The 22411-nt window shown below is 39.8% G+C and carries 16 protein-coding genes, 1 tRNA gene and 1 pseudogene; 6 read left to right on the forward strand and 12 right to left on the reverse strand.

All coding sequences use genetic code 11. The features are described 5' to 3' along the window. Positions 1-255: 255 nt before the first annotated feature. From ANA_RS13035 to lipB, 5 genes are all read right to left on the reverse strand, one after another. Positions 256-339: transfer RNA gene (locus tag ANA_RS13035), tRNA-Leu, on the reverse strand. Between the two features lie 65 nt (positions 340-404). Further along, the gene (locus ANA_RS13040; protein ID WP_015080525.1) at positions 405-1502 is read right to left on the reverse strand and encodes an alpha-hydroxy acid oxidase; all 1098 of its coding nucleotides are present in this window, start codon (positions 1500-1502) and stop codon (positions 405-407) included. A gap of 23 nt (positions 1503-1525) precedes the next feature. Next, on the reverse strand, positions 1526-2401 hold the full coding sequence (locus tag ANA_RS13045; protein ID WP_015080526.1) for a M48 family metallopeptidase: 876 nt from the start codon (positions 2399-2401) through the stop codon (positions 1526-1528). 127 nt (positions 2402-2528) lie between these two features. Next, complete coding sequence (gene msrA, locus ANA_RS13050) at positions 2529-3194, reverse strand: peptide-methionine (S)-S-oxide reductase MsrA (protein WP_015080527.1); 666 nt, start codon at positions 3192-3194, stop codon at positions 2529-2531. 140 nt (positions 3195-3334) lie between these two features. Further along, positions 3335-4030 carry a lipoyl(octanoyl) transferase LipB gene (gene lipB, locus ANA_RS13055; protein ID WP_015080528.1) on the reverse strand — a complete coding sequence of 232 codons (696 nt, stop codon included), beginning with the start codon at positions 4028-4030 and terminating at the stop codon, positions 3335-3337. Positions 4031-4960: 930 nt separating this feature from the next. Between lipB and hpf the strand changes: the two genes are divergently transcribed. After that, a complete protein-coding gene (gene hpf, locus ANA_RS13060; protein WP_015080529.1) occupies positions 4961-5596 on the forward strand; it encodes a ribosome hibernation-promoting factor, HPF/YfiA family in 636 nt (211 codons plus the stop codon). Positions 5597-5645: 49 nt separating this feature from the next. Here the strand turns inward: hpf and ANA_RS13065 are convergent, their stop codons facing one another. From ANA_RS13065 to ANA_RS13080, 4 genes are all read right to left on the reverse strand, one after another. Then, positions 5646-6104 carry a peroxiredoxin gene (locus ANA_RS13065; protein WP_015080530.1) on the reverse strand — a complete coding sequence of 153 codons (459 nt, stop codon included), beginning with the start codon at positions 6102-6104 and terminating at the stop codon, positions 5646-5648. A gap of 24 nt (positions 6105-6128) precedes the next feature. Then, positions 6129-6692 carry a PEP-CTERM sorting domain-containing protein gene (locus tag ANA_RS13070; protein ID WP_148279051.1) on the reverse strand — a complete coding sequence of 188 codons (564 nt, stop codon included), beginning with the start codon at positions 6690-6692 and terminating at the stop codon, positions 6129-6131. 86 nt (positions 6693-6778) lie between these two features. Beyond that, positions 6779-9163, reverse strand: coding sequence for a cadherin domain-containing protein (locus ANA_RS13075; RefSeq protein ID WP_051155186.1), 2385 nt, complete (start codon positions 9161-9163; stop codon positions 6779-6781). A 554-nt stretch (positions 9164-9717) separates the two neighbouring features. Further along, a complete protein-coding gene (locus tag ANA_RS13080) occupies positions 9718-14295 on the reverse strand; it encodes a Calx-beta domain-containing protein (RefSeq protein ID WP_015080533.1) in 4578 nt (1525 codons plus the stop codon). A gap of 548 nt (positions 14296-14843) precedes the next feature. Here ANA_RS13080 and ANA_RS23605 point away from each other — a divergent pair. The 3 genes from ANA_RS23605 to ANA_RS13090 are packed head-to-tail and all read left to right on the forward strand — an operon-like array spanning position 14844 to position 16975. Beyond that, positions 14844-15191, forward strand: a complete 348-nt coding sequence (locus tag ANA_RS23605) for a helix-turn-helix domain-containing protein (RefSeq protein ID WP_083881461.1) — start codon at positions 14844-14846, stop codon at positions 15189-15191. A gap of 17 nt (positions 15192-15208) precedes the next feature. Next, positions 15209-15820, forward strand: coding sequence for an NB-ARC domain-containing protein (locus tag ANA_RS23610; RefSeq protein WP_371260407.1), 612 nt, complete (start codon positions 15209-15211; stop codon positions 15818-15820). 24 nt (positions 15821-15844) lie between these two features. Further along, positions 15845-16975, forward strand: a complete 1131-nt coding sequence (locus ANA_RS13090) for an acyltransferase family protein (protein WP_015080534.1) — start codon at positions 15845-15847, stop codon at positions 16973-16975. Positions 16976-17026: 51 nt separating this feature from the next. Here the strand turns inward: ANA_RS13090 and ANA_RS13095 are convergent. Further along, positions 17027-17296: pseudogene (locus ANA_RS13095) on the reverse strand (Uma2 family endonuclease); the annotation flags it as partial. Between the two features lie 166 nt (positions 17297-17462). On the opposite strand from ANA_RS13095, the gene ANA_RS13100 reads away from it, so the two are divergent. Further along, positions 17463-17903 (forward strand): HEPN domain-containing protein, encoded by a 441-nt coding sequence (locus ANA_RS13100; RefSeq protein ID WP_015080535.1) that lies wholly within the window; start codon positions 17463-17465, stop codon positions 17901-17903. After that, entirely contained in the window at positions 17900-20581 is a 2682-nt protein-coding gene (locus ANA_RS13105) for a tyrosine-protein kinase family protein (protein WP_015080536.1), read from the forward strand. The genes ANA_RS13100 and ANA_RS13105 overlap by 4 nt, the downstream gene beginning before the upstream one ends. 37 nt (positions 20582-20618) lie before the next feature. Here the strand turns inward: ANA_RS13105 and obgE are convergent, their stop codons facing one another. Next, positions 20619-21647 carry a GTPase ObgE gene (obgE, locus tag ANA_RS13110; RefSeq protein ID WP_015080537.1) on the reverse strand — a complete coding sequence of 343 codons (1029 nt, stop codon included), beginning with the start codon at positions 21645-21647 and terminating at the stop codon, positions 20619-20621. A 77-nt stretch (positions 21648-21724) separates the two neighbouring features. Beyond that, entirely contained in the window at positions 21725-22399 is a 675-nt protein-coding gene (locus tag ANA_RS13115) for a Mo-dependent nitrogenase C-terminal domain-containing protein (protein ID WP_015080538.1), read from the reverse strand. Between the last annotated feature and the right edge of the window lie 12 nt (positions 22400-22411).

Below are 22411 nucleotides of genomic sequence, written 5' to 3' on the forward strand. Positions count from 1 at the left end.
AGCAGTGCTAAACCCCTACCCACAGAATCAAATGAATAAGCCGTGTTGAGTATAGCTTTATTCAGCCAGCCCTACTTAATTTCGGAATTATACAGCACTTCCCGGTGCTATGAGGTACATATCTAGCGGCTAAGATGCCCCCACCACCTTTGTACATCATAAGAGCGGAAACCGCTGTATTAAGCAAAGAAATATTCACGAGAGACCAGTCACAGACATTATTTCGTGTCTGTGGCTCGAATTTATTTTTCTAAATGGGCAGGAGGAGAATCGAACTCCTATGACCTCACGGCCGCCGCATTTTGAGTGCGGTGCGTCTACCAATTCCGCCACCCGCCCTTGGGTGTCACTTTTGTAAGTATAGCCTATTTTTTTTAGTTTGGCAAGAGGTAATTAGATTTAATTTAGAAATTTTTTGGTAATTGGCTCACCAAACTAGAATCAATATCCCCCAAACTGGCACAACCACTCAGAGCCATTGCCAAATTTAACTCATCTTGTAATAGGGAAATGATGTGAGATACGCCAATTTTTCCAGCTACCGCTAATCCCCATAACACCGGACGGCCAATGAGTACGGCTTTAGCACCGTAAGCTAAGGCTTTGAGGATATCTGTACCCCGACGGATACCACCATCCAATAGGACTTCGGCTTTACCGTCTACTGCGGCGATAATATCAGGTAAAGCATCCAAAGAAGCGATCGCTCCATCTAATTGTCTACCACCGTGATTAGAAACTACAATTGCTTGCGCTCCATATTCTACAGCCCGCACAGCATCATCAGCCCGTAAAATTCCTTTCACTACCAAAGGTAGGGGACTCAGAGATTGTAACCATTCCAAATCCTTCCAAGTGACTGCGGGGTTAATTTGTTGAGCAAAATAAGTCAATAAACCAGATTCTCCTGGTGCTTGGGGAATGTCCAAACCAGAGATATTAGTTAAATTAGCGGGATGTAAGCCAGGGGGTAAAGTGAACTCATTGCGCTGATCTCGTTCTCTTTTTCCCAACATAGGCGCATCTACCGTCAGACAAATTGCTTTGTATCCTGCGGTGTATGCTCGTTGCACCAAAGCCTGAGTTAAACCCTGATCTTTATGGATGTAAAGCTGAAACCATTGCAAACCATTGGCAACTGTGGCAACTTCTTCTAAACTCTTGGTAGCAAGGGTACTCAACACCATGCCCACACCTGCATCAGCCGCAGCTAAGGCTGTAGCAATTTCTCCTTCTGGATCAGCCAGACATTGAAAAGCCATGGGTGCGATTAATAGGGGTAATTGCAAAGATTCCCCTAAAACCTGGGTAGTGAGGTTAATGTTACTAACATCAACTAACATTTTCGGACGAAGTTTCACTCTTGTAAAAGCAGCGAGATTATCCCGCAAGGTCACTTCATCCCATGCACCACTGCTGTAATAATCAAAAGCCATCTGGGAAAGATGCTCTTTTGCTAGTTGTTCATATCCAAATAAATTAATCGCTGATAAAGAATTCATATCTTGATTGACTCTAGCAAAATCTACCAATTCCTCCATCCACCTTGAGATATAGTTTCACTTTTGTGATTAATGCCGTGATTTTGCACTAATTTTTGGTACTCTTGACTACCTGCCCAACGGTCAATTTCCTTCGCTCGTAATACGGGGACAGGATGACTTAATTGGGCTGTGCGGGCGGATTTGACCATTTCTCCCAATTCCGTTTTACTAATGTCATCATAGGCACGAGCTTGGTCAACAAAGGCATCTAAATTGAGTTGGGGGGCTAAACTGGGAGAACCGCCGGCTAACTTCATTAATACTGACATGACAACTTTCGGATTTTGGGTAGCTAACAAAGCGGCGCGATCGCAGGTAAACTCAGCACAGCGGACCCATTCTAATAATTGTGACTGGATAGCTTGAGCCAAAACAGCACCGACATTTGGGACAATGGCAGCAGCTAAAATCAATAAATTCACAGGTGTTAAATACACGCTATGATCACATTTAAGATGACCCAATTCATGGGCAATTACAGCCTGTATTTCTTCAGGGGTGAGGATTTCAATCAAGGATGTATGAATGACCACAAAAGGCTGCTTACCTCGCATGGCAAAGGTATAAGCGTTAGGGGCTGGGTGTTGACGCACATATAACTGAGGTGGATCAATATCCAGAATTTGACAAGCTTCTAATAGTAACTTGTGTAAATCAGGAAGTTGTTTTTCTCCTACTAAAATACTAGAAGCGATATTTTCCACATAGAAAACCTGTTCGGCCATGGGACCGAGCAAATTTCGCACCATCATATCTAAACCGGGAATTTGTTTGAGAGTTTTGGTGGCTTCCAAGTCCAGAGGATGACGGAATGAGTCTGCTTTTAAGCCTGTAAGCGAGGTTTTGAGTAAGGACATAGTATTTAAATTAAGAGAAAATGTGAATTCTAGTGTTTATAACATAACAAAACCCAAGATGATCGAGGATTTTGTTGGGTTTCCTTGCGTCAACCCAACCTACGATATGATGTTGATTTCTATGGTTCTAACTAACTTGTGCTTCAGGAATACCTACGGGACAAGCTACGTTAGTACCACCTAAACCACAATAACCACCGGGGTTTTTGGCTAAATATTGCTGATGGTATTCTTCAGCATAGTAAAATTCTGGTGCATCTAAAATTTCTGTGGTAATTTTGCCATACCCAGCACTGCTGAGGGCTGGTTGATAAGCGTTCTGTGATGTTACTGCTAGTTCTTTTTGCTCTTGTGAATAAACGTAAATTCCTGAACGGTATTGAGTACCAGCATCATTCCCTTGACGCATTCCTTGGGTGGGGTTGTGACTTTCCCAGAACACTTTCAACAGTTGGGAATAAGTAATGATTTTGGGGTCAAATACAACTAATACTACTTCATTGTGACCGGTCATGCCACTACAGACTTCTTGATAGGTGGGGTTGGGTGTGTAACCAGCCGCATATCCTACCGCAGTGGTGTAAACTCCTTCTTGTTGCCAAAATTTGCGTTCTGCTCCCCAAAAACAGCCTAAACCAAACATGGCGGTTTCTAAGCCTTGGGGAAAAGGTGCTTGAAGACGATTTTTATTAACATAATGTTGTACTGATACTCGCATTACTTCTGCGCGTCCTGGTAAGGCTTGCTCAGGTGTAGGTATGGCTGACTTTTTGCCAAATCCGAATATTCCCATGATTTTTAATTTGTATTATGTATGATTGCTATTCTTCTTTATTGTAAAGATTTTTGTAGCTAGTACACAACGGCGTAAGTCAATCAACCATTAAAAATTTGACAAAAGCTTGTGTAATCTGCTTTTTTAATTTTTAATTTTTAATTCCGCACTGCGGTGCTAGTCGGAGATCTATCAACCTCAAATTCCACACCAAATACTTCTGCAAAACATTGATTGACAAAAGGACGGACTTGGTTACAGGTAATGTCAGGAATCCATTTGGCTAAACTGCTGACTGGTTTATCAATAATGCCACAGGGGATAATTTGTTTAAATCCTGTCATGTCTGGACAAACATTTAAGGAAAAACCGTGCATGGTAATCCATTTACTCACTTTTATGCCGATGGCAGCAATTTTGTATCCTTCTAGCCAAACTCCGGTAAAACCAGGAATCCGTTCTCCTTTCAAGTCGTAATTTGCTAAAACGCGAATTAATACTTCCTCAAGTTGACGCAAGTACCAATGCAAGTCTTGACGATAACGGCGTAAGTTTAAAATGGGATAACCTACCAATTGTCCGGGACAATGATAGGTAACTTCGCCGCCTCTTTCAATGCGATGCACATCATAATCACTTTTGTCAAGATTAAATTTAATAAATTCTGGATTTGCTGCTGTCCCCAAGGTGTAGACCGGGGGATGTTCTAGTAGAATTAAGACATCATCTAGTTCTGGATTGTGAATGCGTTCTGCAACGAGCGATCGCTGCCACTGATGAGCGGTTTCATAAGGCATTACGCCAACATTATATAGTAAACAACGGTACGGGTTCAATTGAGTGCTAGGAATCATCAGTGAATAGGTGATAAGCAAGAAAGAGGCAAGAGGGAAGACACCCGATAAGTAAGTGGGCGTTAAAAAATGTAAAAATATAATATAAACCTAACCCCCCAACCCCCTTCCCTACCAGGGAAGGGGGAGTCAAAGCCTCTCCCCTGGTAGGGGACAGGTTTGGAGAGAGGTTTTATATTTAATTGTGTTAAGCTACTTACCTCTTATTTCCCAAAAATATAACGAACAAATGTCAAGCTATGCAAAGGATCTTAAAGGAACGTCAAGGAAATATATTTTATAAACCACAAGGTGCTAGTTTGAATATATAACCTGAATGGGCGTTGGGAGAAGAGCATTAAGCTAAGACAATACCAGCTAATTTACTGACTGATGGCAACTTAAAAATTTATTTGTATCAATCAGGATCAAATTTCCCAAAATGGTTGTATTCTCTATACAATAGTGAACAAGACTGGGGGACAAGAAAAGGGTTCCTTTTAGGAACTACGGTCAGAAACGGTAAGTTCTACCGAGATTGCCTGTGGAGCGGAAAAACCTCTTAGAAGCCATTCTAAGACCGTGATGAAGCAGGAAGTAAACACTAAGGTTATCGCTGTCCAGATGTGTCTAGACTTTGGTAATTTTGGGTAAGTTTTATAGAACGGCAAGCACTCCTATTTTGGTAAAGTTCCATAGAAGTAGGCGTTTAAAAGAAATATATCTCAAAAGGCCTAATTCAATAGTTTTGCTTCAAACAGCCAATTCCTTGGTAAACAGTTGGAAACAAGACGATAAATAGCGCAAACATGATGTAAGAAGTGTTAAAAATGCTAAAAGGCAATGTCTTAGGGATAGGTGGCGATTTATGCTGGTGGCAGTGATAGGCCTTACCGCAATTTCTATTCCTAACTGAAAACATCACATATAATATTGAGCGGGAGAGTTTACATGAAGCTTGTCATCCACGGTAAAAATATTGAAATCACTGATGCAATTCGTGAATATGTGCATCAAAAGATTGAAAAGGCAGTTAGTCACTTCCAGAACATCACCAATCAAGTGGATGTCCATTTAAGCGTAGCTCGCAATCCCCGAATAAGTACGAAGCAAGCGGCAGAAGTAACTATTTATGCTAATGGTAGTGTTATCCGTGCGGAGGAAAGCAGCGAAAGCTTATATGCAAGTATTGACCTAGTTGCCGACAAAATTGCTCGGCAATTACGGAAATATAAGGAAAAAAGGCAGGATCATAAAACTCAACCTATATCAACTAACGAAGTAGTAGCGCCCGAAACAGTTGCAGCGGATTTAATAGGCGATCGCACCGCTGAATTACCCCAAGAGGTTGTTCGCACCAAATACTTCTCCATGCCACCAATGACATTGGCAGAAGCGCAAGAACAACTGCAACTGGTGGGACATGACTTTTATATGTTTCATAATGCAGAAAGTGGAGAGATTAACGTCATTTATGAACGTAATCACGGCGGTTATGGAGTAATTCAACCTCGTAATAACGGTAACGGCAACGGTAAAAATGGCAAATCTGCTCATGTTGGTGTAGCAGAAAAATCTAGAGTTTAATTATCGAGAGTCAGATCCCCGACTTCTCTGAGAAGTCGGGGATCTTAATTTATGCTGCTAGTTGTTGCAGGGTTTTCAATGCTTCTTCAACGTGGCCTTTAAAGTTCAACATGGAATCAAGTACATACTGAACCACACCATTTTTGTCAATCACATAGGTGACTCGGCCGGGAATAAAACCAAAAGCGGTAGTTGCACCATATTGTTTTCGGACTTTATCACCTTGATCACTTAAAAGTGTAAAAGGTAAATTGTATTTATTTGCAAACTTTTGATGAGAGTCGCTAGAGTCACCACTCACACCAATAACTTCAGCGCCAGCGGCTTGAAATACTGCATATTGATCTCGAAAAGCGCAAGATTCTATAGTACATCCTGGTGTATCATCCTTGGGATAAAAATAGAGAACAACGGATTTTTTACCCCGAAAGTCTGCCAAGCTAACATTTTCGCCGTTTTGGGTAGGTAGACTAAAATTAGGCGCGGTATCTCCAACTTTGATAGACATATTAAAATTATTAATTAGGGAGTGTCAAGATTTAGAATTGTCAGTGTATTTACGTTTAGCCCAAACACCAATACCAAAAAGAATTGTACTACCTAATATTGGTAGGGTATCAGTTTCCCAAGGAACAGCCTGAATTTGAGCATTACTTAGGGTGAGAGTTGATTGACCTGTTGAATCATTAACGTCAACAACCCCAATACCAACATTATAACTTCCCGGTGAAGTGAAGGCATAGTTATAAGTACCATTATTACCAGTTAAGGGTTGAATATTATTGGCAATCGTTACAAAAGCTTGATCTTGATCTGTGCTTGTAAAATCCCAGTTGAAGCTAAACACATCTCCAGAATTGATGTTAGTGAAGGTACTTTTAATGGCTGAACCATATTGATTGTCTGGAATAGCATTTGAAAAATTGTTCGGATCAATACTCAGAAATGCCTCTAAACTATCAGTACCACCACCAGTAATAACCGTATTCAATAAACCTGAGTAAATAACTGTTTTGTTACTACTAACATCTCCAATGGAGTTAAAAGTGTTTAAATTAACTAAGGTGATAGAGTAAGCAGGAGCAGAGATTGCCATGAAACTGATACCAGTGGACAAGGTTATACCGATGGTGATCAGAGGGTTTTTAAGTTGAGTCAACATAGAGGTCCTGATAGAAAATGTTAAAAGACAAAGTTATCAACGTTATTTAACTGGGTGGTAGTGATGTTGTCAATCTGAAGGAAGTTCTTAAATATGGCACTACCGGAAATCCCATCCCGATCAATTTGCAAAAAGGTACTACCAGTATTACTACCTGTTCCCGCTACAAATCTGATGTATTGATCCGCAATAGGATTAGTGCCATTATAACTTATACTACTGATTAATTTAGTAAGAACAATTTTGTCTGCTCCCACAGTAAAATCCGTAATCCGTTGTCCCACATCTCGAAGATCGGTAAATACGAACAAATCATTACCCGCACCTCCGGTAATGGTTTTTGCCCCTGGACCGCCTATAATGTAGTCAGAAACAGCAGTTCCTACAATTGGGTTACGTCCATTGTTAATTGAAGGATTACCAATAATTTCATTGAGATCATTAACACCAATAGTTAATTGTTTTTCATGACTTAACCCCCCTTGGTCTGTGGTTTTGACACGGATGCTGTAACTATTCTTAGTTTCAAAATCGGGAGAAGCATTAATTTTTAGTTGATTGCTACTAATGGTAAAGACATTATTATCCGTGTCTCCTGCACCGTTTACCAGGCTATAACTGAAGGTATTACCCGTATCAATATCCGTGGTACTGAAATCTCCGATTACAGTCAGAAGGGCAACATTTTCGTTAACACTGGTATTACTAAGGATGAGATTTGTTGGGGTTTCGTTAACATTATTAACACCAATAGTTAATTGTTTTTCATAACTTAACCCTCCTTGGTCTGTGGTTTGGACACGGATGTTGTAACTATTCTTAGTTTCAAAATCGGGAGAAGCATTAATTTTTAGTTGATTGCTACTAATGGTAAAGACATTATTATCCGTGTCTCCTGCACCGTTTACCAGGCTATAGGTAAATAATGTGTTACCTGCATCAGGATCTGTGGCGCTGAAATCTCCGATTACAGTGAGAAGAGCAACATTTTCGTTAATACTGTTATTGCTAAGGGTTAGACTTGTTGGGGCTTCGTTAAGATCATTGACCCCAATAGTTAATTGTTTTTCGTAACTTAACCCCCCTTGGTCTGTGGTTTTGACAAGGATGCTGTAACTACTCTTAGTTTCAAAATCGGGAGAAGCATTAATTTTCAGTTGATTACTACTAATAGTAAAGAGATTATTATCAGTGTCTCCCGCACCACTTATCAGAGTATAGGTGAACGTATTACCCGCATCAACATCCGTCGTGCTGAAGTTTCCAATTACAGTCAGAGGGGCGACATTTTCGTTAACACTGTTATTGCTAAGGGTTAGACTTGTTGGGGCTTCGTTAAGATCATTGACCCCAATAGTTAATTGTTTTTCGTAACTTAACCCCCCTTGGTCTGTGGTTTTGACAAGGATGCTGTAACTACTCTTAGTTTCAAAATCGGGAGAAGCATTAATTTTCAGTTGATTACTACTAATAGTAAAGAGATTATTATCAGTGTCTCCCACACCACTTATCAGAGTATAGGTGAAAGTATTACCCGCATCAGGATCTGTGGTGCTGAAATCTTCAACTACAGTCAGAGGGGCGACATTTTCGTTAATATTGGTATTGCTAAGGGTTAGATTTGTTGGGGTTTCGTTAACATTGGTAACTTGTATATTCAGTGCAGAGACAGTTAAACCCCTCAGAGTAGTCGTTGCCGGTTCCCCAAAATTATCGTGGGCTGTAATCTGCACCTCATAAATATTATCTTGATTACTATCAATGGGATTTTCAAAATCAGGAATACTATTAAACGTGAGTTGACCCGTTGTGGGATCAAGAGTAAATAAAGATTGATCCGCTCCCCCTGTAATAGCAAAGGTTACAGTATCTTGTGGATTAGGGTCAGAAACAGTGAGAATAATATTATTACTATTTTCTAAAAAAGCCCCTGGGGTGGGAATCAGGGGTGCATTATTTACATAATCATCGGTAAAAGCCAAGCCCGATAGATTAGGAATCAGGACAAAATCTGAAGCGGTAACATCTGCTTCGGCTAAAAAGTGAAGAGTAGCAAAGGGTTCTAGTTTATCAACACCTATTGCTTGACCGAAATCAAATGCAGGTAAAGCCCCCGCTTCTAAATCGCCAATCCGCCCAACAGTGTTATCTAAAGTACCACCAAAAACGGCGGGAAAGTTTGAGGTAATAACTTCATCAGGGTTAAAAGGATCATCCAAAGATTGTAGAATATTTGGATTCCATTGTATGGAAGACAAAAAACCAATTAATCCGACTGCATCACTACGGAAGTCACCAACTAAAATTTGTGCATAAAAACTGTTTCCAGCCATAACGCTATCAACAGCATCGCTGATAAGACCGTCATTATCAGCAAATAGTTGGATTTTAATACTGAATGCCATAATATTTTCTTCGACTTGTCTAAATGAATTCTGACAATAACTGTACACAACGGTGTCTTGACACTCTGCGGACTGAAGACACCTTAATTTATTGAGGTTTTCGGTTTATCGAGCAAGCCCTAAGTAATAGACATCTCCGGTAAAGATTGTAGAGACGTTCCATGGAACGTCTTTACAATGGTTTCAAACCACGCCCATTTAATTTTCGGAGATAGTCTAATAGGCAGGGAATAATTTCAGGAGTTAAGAGGTTGTTTGAAAAGTTTTAGGTTGTGATTTTAGGCACTTACAGATCCCCCCTAACCCCCCTTAGCAAGGGGGGAACTAGAGTCAAAGTCCCCCTTTTTAAGGGGGATTTAGGGGGATCTGAAAATATTTGATACACCATGAGGGACTTTTCAAACACCCTCTAAGGGAACACCAAAAAATAAATTACCCAATTTTGTGGGATGGGCATCCTGCCCGTCCTTGATGGTTAGCGGGCAAGATGCCCGCACCACAAGAAATTTTTGAGTATTTTTTTAATTGGAAGTCCCTAAGTAGACACCGAGAACTTAAACTGACAATTTCAGTTTGATGTCAGCAATCAAAGCACTTGCATCAAGGGTATTAATAAAACCATCACCAGTGATATCAGCAGTGGCATCAAAAATTCCGTTATCAAAGTTCGTTTTTGCTTGGTTCAGTGAACCTAAATCACCAGTATTAACTTTGCCATCATAGTTGATGTCTGAGTTAAAGGTGGATTTACCGGACAAGGCGACCTCGTACTGAGACCAATTAGGAATGTTGGTAAACAATACCAGACCATTAGTAAGATCAAAGTTTTCCCCAGCCACCAAAGGATCATAGGTCAAGTTAACCCGTTGGCTCGAACCCGCATTCAGGAACAGGTCTTTATCCCCTGACAAATCCAGATTCACAGTAACCCCGCTGACATTAATCTGAATATCCGAAACTACCAGAACACCTGACCCCGTATTGGTGATGTCAAAGTATTTGGTGGTATCAGCATAATTGGGGCGGACATAATCGCTGTCTTGGAAGTTCTTACGGAACTTGGATAGTTCTGTTGTGAATTTGATACTAGAATCATTGGCATTGCCTGAATTATCGGTAATAGCCAAACCTGGAATCACAAGATCAGCTTCGGAGTATGGGCTGAAGTAGGAATCATAACTATACCCATCTGCTGTGTAAGCATAACCGTATTCTGAGCCTAGCCCAGAACCGCCGTCATAGCTATAGAGATTGGTGGTCTCACCGTAACCAGTATCACCATCTGTGTAGCTAGTCACATAGACACGATTGTTGTAGGAACTATCCGTTGTTCCAGCGCTCACTGAGTCAATGGTATAGTAGCCAGTATTTCCTGTCTCATTGGCATAACCATCCAATACTTGACCTGCTGTATAGGTTCCTGCTGCTGCGTAGCCATAACCACTATAACTATCGCCATTACCGTAGGTGTAGGTGTAGTTGAATAGTTGGTTCTGGATGTCAGCTTCGTAGTATTGGCTGAAGTAGGGGTCGGAACTATAGCCGTTTGCGTCATAGGCATAACCGTATTCAGAGCCTAAACCATAGTAACCGCCATAGTTATAGAGATTGGTTGTTGTTCCATAGCCAGTATCACCATCTGTGTAGCTGGTGACATAGACGTAGCCGTTATAGCCTGCGTTAGTATTGCCTAATTCAACCGAGTCAATGGTGTACTGGCCACTCTGCCCCGCACCAGGATAGGATTGAAGCTGACCAGGATACTTAGCAAAGGTCGTATTTAATAAGGTTTGACCGTCTGAAGTATTGACAGTAAATTCGTCTGGACCAGCAGCAAAAGAACCATTCCCATCCCAACTGTTTATAATAAACAAGTCAAACTCTACGGTGACGCTACCGTTTAGAGCGACATCATTGAGCGCTAGACTCACCGTATCGTTACCAAATTCACCGAGGAAATTGCGGGAACCAACAGGAGTTGTGGAACGGGTCGAGCTTGACCAACCAGTTACGGAATCGCTTTCAAAGTCATTGGAGTAATTGAAACCACCAGCAGTCACTTTGACATTATCCAATCCCCAACTTTCATCAGTGATTTCCTGTAGGCCAGAGCCTATAAAATTCAGGGTTAGGGCATCGGATACATTAGTAAAGGTATAGGACAGGTGGTAGACTGAATCACCGACCCAATTATAACCAAGAGTATTGTTTTCAACCGCTCCTGTACCGCCAGGATAAAGATTGGTTTCGTTAGTTTCGTTAGCAATGCCGCCAATGGTTTGACCTGCTGTATAGGTTCCTACTGCTGCGTAGCCATAGCCACTGTAACTATCCCCATTACCATAGCTATAGGTGAAGTTATATTTCTGATTACCCAGAATGTCGGCTTCGTAGTATTGGCTGAAGTAGGGGTCGGAACTATTGCCGTTTGCGTCATAGGCATAACCGTATTCTGAGCCTAAACCATAGTAGCCAGTTCCGCTACTAAGATAGCCTGCTGCACCAAAACCTGTATCGCCATCGGTGTAGCTGGTGACATAGACAAGATTGTTAAAGGAACTATCCGTTGTTCCACTGGTCACTGCGTCAATGATATAGTAGCCAGTATTTCCTGTCTCATTGGCATAACCACCCAATACTTGACCTGCTGTATAGGTTCCTACTGCTGCGTAGCCATAGCCACTGTAACTATCCCCATTATCATAGCTATAGGTGAAGTTATATTTCTGATTACCCAGAATGTCGGCTTCGTAGTATTGGCTAAAGTAGGGGTCGGAACTATTGCCACTTGCGTCATAGGCATAGCCATATTCAGAGCCTAAACCAGAGTAGCCATAACCGCTGATATTAGTTGTTGTTCCATAACCCGTATCGCCATCTGTGTAGCTGGTGACATAGACGTAGCCGTTATAGTAACTATCTAAAGTAGTGGAAGCAATGGAGTCAATGGTGTAATAGCCATAATTCCCCGTTTCGTTATCAATGTTGCCAATGGTTTGACCTGGTGTATAAGTACCCTCCACAGCATAAACATAACCCGTATAACTATCGAGATTACCGTAGTTATAGGTAAAGTTATATTGGTTGTAAACTGAACCTATGAAAATTGGTTGGGATGTTTCCACATCCAGAGAGTAGTAGGGATTGTCATCCGCTAAAGCAGCACTATCTACTGTGGTTGTGAAATAGTAAGTCCCGGTGGAATTTTCTGTTTGGAAGCGCAGAAGAGCAAAGCGTTCTAACTGATTCACTCCTATAGCTTGACCCAGTTCAAAAGCGGGGAGAGAACCGCCACTGAGGTTGTTAATCAAACCACTGCTATTGTCTAGAGTTCCATCCTGTAATAGGGGGAAATTGGCGGTGATAATGTTGGTGGGGTCAAAGGGAGTATCAATAGATTCCAGAATCAGCCCATCCCAAGCTAAGTTAAGTCCTAAACCGTTAACCCCAGCCGCATTTCCACGCAGGTCTCCTACTTGTATTTCCACAAAGAAGGAACGATTTAGTCCTACTTGGTCATTGCTGATTATTTCACCAGCTATTCCATTGTTATCTGCCAGCAGATTCAGTCGCACTTGCAGGACGGCAGGCAAATCTGCTTCGTAATAGCTGTTGAACAGAGTGTCTCCTGAATAGTTGGCATTGTAGGCATAGCCATATTCAGAGCCTAAACCAGAGTAGCCCCATGAGTTAATACTATTTGTTGTACCATAACCAGTATCCCCATCGGTGTAGCTAGTCACATAGACGTAGTTGTTGTTGCCAGTGCCAGCATTGTCAACAGAATCAATGGTGTAATAGCCGGGGTTGCCTGTTTCATTGGTGTAACCATCCAATACTTGACCAACCGTATAGGTTCCCTGTGCAGCATAGCCATAACCAGAATAGCTATCTCCATTACCATAGGTATAGGTAAAGGTATAAAGGCTTTGGGTAACAGGTTCATTCTCAACAATAGTGAGGGTTGAGTTTATTTGATTACCTAATATTGCGCCTCCCGTAGGATCGCTTAGGGTTAAATTGACGGTTTTATCACCTTCGTAAATGGTGTCATCAATAACGGCAATAGCTACAGTTTTAGTCGTTTCACCATCGCCAAAGGTGACAGTAATGGGATTGTTGTCGTAGTCACTACCTGCTGTTGCAGTTCCGTCACTGGGGGTTAGGGTGACACTTACTTCGCCGATGATTCCCCCTGAACGAGTAAGAGTTACTTGGGTAATGGGAGTTCCGTCTTCTTGAACACTGTAATTGGTGGTACTGAATGTGATAGTGCTGGGAATATTTACTGCACTGATGCCATTTAGAGTGAGATGAGCAAAGAAGATATGATCATCATTGGACGGATTAACCGTTTCCAGTGTAAGACTAGTATCTCCGTTATTAATGAAGGGTAACAGATTGTAAAGTTCATCATCTGTTGCTGGATCTGTGCTATAGGGGGGTGGGTTATCAGGACTATCTCCTATACCACCAACAGTAAACAAAGCCCCGTTACCGAGTTGACCGTCATCATAATTACCTGCAACTTGAGTTAATGGTTGACCGTTAACTTTAACTTGAGAGGTTTGTCCTCCGGCGGCGTAACTAAATCCAATTCCTAACCCTAAAGTTGCTGCGAGAGTTAAACTGGTATCAACAGGAGAAGAAAAATTGATCGTGGAAGTTGCACCTGTAGGGCGTAAACCACCAAAGTACAAAATTACGCTACTATCTGCCGGTTGACTAGGATCATCAAACAACACAGCAAGAGCGAGTCCTTCGTATGATGCAGATTCGTTTCCTTCGTCAACAGCAATGCTAATGATACCATCTGCTGCGGCATCAATGGTAGGTTTTACTAATGAAGTAACATCACTGAGGTAGCTGTAGAAGCTAAAAGAACTGGAAACCGTTGTAGATTCAGTTCGATCCCAATTAATGCTTGTACCATTTATTCCAGCAGTTGTGCCAATAACACTACTGGTAATATTTGTGCCGTCAGCCACTAAATAAGCTTTGCGAACGGTAGCACCGGGCTTTTTGTCAACCCGAACAGATCCTGTTGAATCGAAAGTTCCACGACCATCAACAGAGAGGTAAATTTTTCCAGTCTCATTGAAGAGGGCATTTAACCCAGTGGACTCCATCATAAGTATGACCCCGTGTATTGTTAATAGTTGCTTTTTTGAGTATATACTATAAATGACTAAGTTCCGTACTGACTATTACTGACTTTGTACTGACTTTGATTGCACATATATTAAGTTTTTTAACAATACGCGAAAGTCCCCAGCCTCAATGTAATTTTATGCTGGGGATGAGTAGCGGGCGGTCTCTACAATCTTTTTCACCCCACCCTAACCCTCCCCTTGCAAAGGGGAGGGAACTGGATTTTCTTGTTTCCCCCCTTCGTAAGGATTAAGGGGGGTAATTTGACTTGTGTGTACACGATAATTGCAAAAGGGAGGGGATTAGATTCCGGTTTCCCCCCTTGACAACAGAAAACTTCGGAAAAATAAAAGAGGCGATCGCTCAACACCAGCCAAAATATCCTAAAATTAAATACAGTAACGGGAATTTAGACTAAAAGAAATTAAAAATTAAAGTCATAAATTACCTAAAATAGGCGGGTTTAAGCGTAAAAATGAACCATCATCTGTACGCTTTCATCATGGGAATAACCACTTAACAGAAATCAATGCCAAGATCACTATGCCTTCGTTATGACTGTATTGACAAGGTTAGGGTGGCTGTTACACGCAATGGATATGCTAACCAAAGAGCCTTAGCTGATGATACCGGATTATCCTTAGCTACAGTTAGTAATTTCTTAACTGGTAAACCTGTTAACTATAGAACCGTTGAAGAACTATGTCGCAAATTAAATCTAGATTGGCAAGAAATTACCACTAGCAGCGATGAAGTAATATCTACCCCCCCCCCGCAATCCGGACAAATACGCAAAAAAAAAACAATTTCAATAAATTCCAAGACTGGGGAACAGCAATTGATATTTCACCATTTTACGGACGTAGGGAAGAACTGATCCAGTTAGAATCATGGATTATCCAAGATAGCTGTCGGTTGGTAGGATTGTTCGGTATCAGTGGAATTGGTAAAACAGCTTTAGCTACTCAACTAGCAAAACAGATTGGGGGTGAGTTTGATTGCGTTTTTTGGCGTTCAGTGCCTACTGTTCCATCTTTTGAGAGTATGATCACTGACTTGCTATCTTTTGTCTCTAATCACAAAGAAAGCAAATCCGACATTAATCGAGTTATCCATTATTTGCGTACTCGTCGTTGTCTGATTATCTTGGATAATCTTGACCCGGCTTCAGATGTTAATTATATAAAATATACTCAACTAACCCAAATAATTGCGGAAACACACCATCAAAGCTGTCTCATTTTCACAAGTCAATCCAAACCTGCTGAAGTTGGTTTTATGGAGAAGTGGACATTATCAGTACGTTCTTTGGGATTATTGGGTTCATCAGAAATAGCTTTTTCCCTAATCCAATCAAAACAATTATTGGGAACTGATGAACAAAAATATGAACTATGCTATCTCTATGGAAATAATCCCCTCAAAATTAAAGTGGTTGTTAGTACCATCATTGACTTATTTGATGGTGACATTGGGAAGTTTCTAGAAGAAAAAAGTACCCGTTAGACTCTCAAATAGATTATTCCGCCTATGCGTCTGAGTTCACTTGATGTGTTTCGTGGTATCACCATTGCAGCGATGATTCTTGCTAATATGGCAGGAGTCGCAGATGATGTTTATCGTCCCCTCAGTCATGCCCAATGGCACGGTTGTACACCTACTGACTTAATATTTCCCTGCTTTTTATTCATTGTCGGTGTAGCAATGACCTTTTCTTTAGCAAAATATACCGCCCAGAACAAGCCCACCAAAGCAGTTTACTTACGCATCCTGCGCCGCACTGCGATTCTGTTTATATTGGGTTTAGTATTAAATGGTTTTTGGAATCAAGGTGTTTGGACTTTTGATTTAAGTAGTATCCGCTTGATGGGAGTATTGCAACGAATTGCTTTAACTTATCTTTTTGCATCTTTAATAGTTTTAAAATTACCTCGCAAAAGTCAATGGTTAGTAGCAGGAGGATTACTAATTGCTTATTGGTTGACAATGATGTATATTCCTGTTCCTGATTATGGTGCAGGAGTGCTAACGAGAGAAGGTAATTTTGGCGCATTTATTGACAGATTAATTATTCCCAAGGCACATTTATATAAAGGTGATGGGTTTAATTTCCTGGGAGATCCAGAAGGACTTTTCAGCACTATTCCGGCAATAGTTAGCGTTTTAGCCGGTTATTTTACTGGACAATGGATTAAAGATAAAAAACAAGCTACTTCACAAACTAGCATGGATTTAGTATTGTTTGGTTTGTGTTGTTTGGTAATTGCAATTATTTGGGATGTGTCATTTCCCATTAATAAGAAAATTTGGACGAGTTCCTATGTTTTATTTACCACTGGTTGGGCGTTAATGTTATTAGCAGCTTGTTATGAATTGATAGAAGTGAGGTTAATTAAACGCTGGAGTAAGCCTTTTGAGATCATGGGATTAAATGCGATCGCTCTTTTTGTGGCTTCTGTATTCCTGATTAAAATCACTGCCAAAACCCAAATCGGTACAGGTGAAACTGCCGTTAGTATCTATAATTGGATTTACCAAAATATCTTTGCATCTTGGGCAGGAAATTTCAACGGCTCATTTTTGTTTGCATTTGTTACCCTGTTATTTTGGTATGGTGTTGCTGTTTTGATGTATCAGAAACGTTGGTTTATTAAAGTGTAAATAAAACTTTTGTGGGACAGGCATCTTGCCTGTTCAAAGTCTGTAAGAAATTCATTCTTTTACTTCAAAATCTACCTTATCATAGATATCTTCCAGCAAAATTTGACAAGAAATAGCAGCTAAATTTAAAGAATCATGACTATCTGAATATTCCGAAAAAATCCATTTGTTATGATCAGTTTTGGAATATTGTTCAACGTGCATTGTATATTGGTCAATTAAAATATATTCTTGAAAATCAGGAATAGTTCGATAAGCTGCAAACTTTTCATCTTTATCATAACTTTTGGTAGATGTTGATAACACTTCAGCAATCATCACCAGTATTTAGTATAATGATATAGTCAATTTTATCAGCAAATACTATTGAGATTCTCTACTTTTGAGTAAAATATTCTGAAGCTTATATTTCAAATACATAAGTAATGCTAGATTTTTTGTTAAAATACTGAGATTATTTGACTATTTTACATTGTAAGGTATTTTAATGGATACTTATCATAGACAGTGCCAACTAGGTGCTTCTCGTCGTCGTCTCGAAGATGCTTTAAAATTGCATGAACAAAAACGTTGGACGGGTGCTATTTATCTAGGTGGTTATGCAGTTGAATGTGCGTTAAAATCTCTAATATGTTATGAACAAGGGAAAAACCACTTTAAAGAAACAACCGTTTTCCAGAAAATACAAGGCGCTAGGTTGCATAATTTAACAAACTTACTCAATGAGTTAAAATATATTGAAAAAAGTATACAATTAGATAGAAGTGGTATTTATAAAGCTGCATGGAAATTAGTATCATCAATGTGGGATAATGATGAATTAAGATATTCTGATAAATTAGGTGATGAAGAAGATAGTGAAAAATTTATAGCAGCAGTAAAAATTTTACACACCTTTTTTCTAGCAAGGCAAAACGAGGCATCATGATAGAGAATATAAACTTAACACCTGATATTATTTATCAACACTTACATGAAAATCTGAGCCGTGAAGACGAACAAGTAGAAGTGAGTGTCAAAAGAATTTCATTAGGTTGGATAAAAATTAGGATAGTTACTCAAAAATTTGAGGGTAAATTCTTAATTGAAAGAGAACAAAAAATAGATGAATTACTAGGAAATCTTGAACCTAATTTCAATCTTGGTCAATATCCAATATCCGGCTATGAATTACTAACACCAGCAGAAGCAATAAAACAACCTCCTGAGTATGTTAAAGTACCACTTTGGTCAGATATTTTAATGGCTCCCAAACCTGATCAAGCAGTGGAGGTAGATGAAGATATTCCTACTAAAAAACCTTTAGTTGTTACCTTTTATTCTTTCAAGGGAGGTGTAGGTCGCTCTACAGCTTTAGGAGTGGTAGCAGGTATACTAGCAACCCGCAATCGTCGCGTGGTAATGGTAGATTTTGATTTAGAAGCTCCTGGAATTTCAGTTATGTTTCAGCAGGATATAGAAAATACTACTGGAGAAAATTTTGGAGTTTTAGATTATCTACATCAAAGGTCTTTAACCCCTGAAGAAAATATTCCTAATATTGCTGATTGTATCCAACAGATAAATTTACAAACTCGCGGAGAACTATTTTTAGTTCCCGTGGGAGAATATGACGAAAATTATATTCATCGGTTAGCTGATTTAGATATGCGTTCTTTTTATCGGACTGCAAAAAATCCAGTTAAGCAACTGATAGAAGATATTAAAAAGCAACTAGAACCAGATGTAATTTTAATTGATGCGCGTCCTGGATTTAATGATGTAGCTGCAATTACACTTTTTGATTTAGCCGATACAGCAATAATTTGTTTTTCACCAACTGATCAAAGTTTTCAAGGATTACGTTGGGTGATCAAGGCAATTCTGAAACAAAAACAATATCAGGGTAAACCTGATGTTAGATTTCTATTAACTCCTATTCCAACATTACCTCAATATAAAGAATTAGTAATAAAAGTTGAAAAGTGGATTGATCAAAATTGCTATGAAGGTGATTTTGCTATATCTCTAGGTCCAAAAATTGATGAACTACATCATACAATTTTCTATAATCCTATTATTACGACTTTATCTAGTTTAGTTAATGATGTACCCAAAAGTTTATTAGATGAATATATACCAATTGCTGATACTATTGATGCCAGTTTACCGGATATCAAACCCAGTATTGTTAGTAAAACTATTGATGATCGGAAAAAGATCCTGAATGAATTAAAATTGGCAGCTACAGCACAAGAACTAGAACCAGAAAATATTTCCGAAATATTTCAACGTACAGAAGATTTTCCTAAATTTTTAAGTAATAGAATCTGGTTGATTCGTGGTGCTAAAGGAACAGGAAAAAGCCTATTGTTTAGACTGTTTGTAGAACAACCAACAGCAGCAAAAGAACTAGCTCAATCGGATGTTAATTTAGATCATGTTCACTTTGTTCCTGGTCATGGTCAACCTAGAGTATCAAGCACAATTTTAGATAGGTTTGACCTTCAAAGCTACGAAGATCAAGTTGGTATAAATGACTGGCAATTTTTCTGGCTCAATTATGCTCTTTTACAACTGTGTCATCATTTATCGGAATTACGTTCACTAACTGGTTTAGATGAAAAATTAGTTGCATTAAGTAATCAAGAAACCCCTGCTCACTCTGATATTGTTACATGGATGGTAGAAAGATCCAACTCACCAACCAAGAAACCACAAGCTGCCGATGAACTGCGTTTAATTGACAGAGTATTACAAGAGAAAAATCAAGTAGTATGGTTATTATATGATGAATTAGATGCAGGTTTCGGTTCTAGCCCAGAAGATTATACTCGACGTAGAAGATCCCTAGAATCCTTACTTGCATGGTGGTTAGAAAGTGGTACAAATCTCAAACAAATTGTCCCGAAAATATTTTTACGTGAAGATATTTGGAAGCAATTTAACTTTACTAATACAGGACATTATAGCGGACGTTCACTAGAATTACGTTGGGAGGAAGTTGATCTCTGGCGACTTGTACTGCGTCAAGCTCTTACAAATTCTTCATCTCTGAGCAAATCTTTGGGAGAAAAGTTAGGAGTTACTGTTGAAAGATTAGATATAATTGGGCTGGAACAGTTACGCCAAAGTCTTTATCCGTTGTGGGGTGAGCGTATGGGCAGTGGTAATAAAGCCTATACTTATAATTGGGTGATCACTCGTATTACAGATGGCCAAAAAAACTGTTTTCCACGCAGTTTAATATTACTTTTAGAAGAAGCTGTGAAAATTGAAAAAGGATTTTCTACAGAATATTCTTTAGATATAACATTACGTCCAAAAGCTTTAATTAATGCTTTTCCTAGTGTTTCTCAGCAGCGTGTAGATGAGGTACGTAATGAATATCCTGAATTGAAAGATTTTCTAGAAAGACTTCAAGGAGAACGCTCTCCCATTAATGAAGATAGGTTATCTGAGATATGGAATTTGCAGGGTGGTGAATTATCACTTCGTATTCAGGATATGGTTGACGCTGGTATTTTGACAGAACGCTCTCGTCCCAAAGATCCTCCTCCTCGCGTCTATGCAGTTACTGAATTGTACCTGTATGGACTGGGGATGGTTCGTAAGGGACAACGATAGCGAAACTGTACTTAAAAAAACAAAATCAACCCATCAACTAAACCACAACCTCTTCCGCTTCCAACACATTAATCTCATCTAAAATCCGCCAAATTTCCTGCATCATTGCATCTAAACCAGTGCGAGTTACCGCAGAAATTATAAAAACTGGCGCTAAAGCCAGATGATTTAATTGCATAGCTAAAGCTTCCAAATCAACAGTTTCTCTATCAACAGCATCTATTTTATTTAAAGCTAAAATCTGCGGACGTTTAGCTAAACCGCGTCCATAAGCTTTCAGTTCTTCTTGAATAGTATGAAAATCAGCGATGACATCTTCACTTGTCGCATCAATTAAGTGTAATAAAACCCTTGTCCGTTCAATGTGACGCAAGAAATCATGACCTAAACCCGCACCATGAGAAGCACCTGCAATTAAACCGGGAATATCAGCAAAAACAGTACCATCACCCGTGGGTTTTTTTACCACACCCAAATTAGGAATTAAGGTAGTAAAAGGATAATCAGCGATTTTCGGACGTGCGGCTGATAAAGAAGAAATTAAAGTAGATTTACCCGCATTTGGTAAACCAATAATTCCTACTTCTGCTAACAATTTCAACTCTAAACGTAATACCTTTTTTTCCCCTTCCAATCCGGGAAGGGCATATTCGGGGACGCGGTTGCTATTACTCAAAAAATGTTGGTTTCCTAGCCCACCTTTACCACCTTTAGCAACCTGAAAACTTTGACCAGGTTCAACTATATCGCATAGTAAAGCACTCGTTGCCGCATCATAAACAGAAGTACCACAGGGAACTTCAACAATTAAATCTTTTCCACCTGCACCGGTACAATTATTCGGTCCACCACGTTCTCCATTTTGCGCCTTAAACAAATGCTTATATCGAAAATCTAACAAGGTTTGGAGGTTGCTATCACCTACAAAAATGATTGAACCGCCTCTTCCGCCATTACCACCGGAAGGACCACCTGCTGGTACATATTTCTCTCTGCGGAAAGCAACAATACCATCGCCTCCGTCACCTGCTTCTACTTCAATTACTGATTGGTCTATAAATTGCATAATTTAGTCAGTTGTCAGTTGTTAGTTGTTAGTTGTCAGTTGTCAATTACGCTAACAATTGACTACTAACAACTAATTTAAATATAAGGTGTAACATCCTCGCCACAGTCGTCTGCTAGGTAGGAAAGGGCGCGAAAGCGTAAACCTACCATTTGTTCATAAAGGGGGTTAATTTTACACAATGGCGGAATATGAACTATTTTCCGCCCGAATAGAGTTACATCTCTTTCAAAGGGACACTGGGAAGGAATCATCTTACACAAAAATTTCGCCAATCTGGGGTCTTGAATATCTAAACCGTCTAACCACTGACGCAAGGGACGTAAAGCGTCTGGGTGTGGGGCTTGAAGTCCAGTAGAGGGGAAATTGTTTGTTTGTGAGGTATCTTCTAGGGTCTGACGTAAAGCCGTGAGTAAACTTTCTTGCAGTTCTAATTTTTGACACAATTGCTGAAGTAGGTCATCTTCACTAGGTGAGTATATACCATCAGCGATCGCTACCATTACCGCTGTCCGCAAGAAATTTTCCGCTACAGGCGTACCTTTACCCAATATAGCCGCTAATTCATCTGGTTCAATTATCTCTAGAGTATTCCAATCAACAGCAGGGGCTAATTCATCTTTGGTCAGATTAGTAATTAATTCCTGTTCTTGAGTATCAAAGTTACCATCAGCCCAAGCAATAGTCAGTAATCCACGTAACCAAGCAATAATTTGTTCGCTACTGTAAGGAGTTTGAGCAGTAGTTGTCATAAAAACTCAGTC

It is taken from the genome of Anabaena sp. 90 (assembly GCF_000312705.1).
Taxonomy (GTDB): Bacteria; Cyanobacteriota; Cyanobacteriia; order Cyanobacteriales; family Nostocaceae; genus Dolichospermum; species Dolichospermum lemmermannii.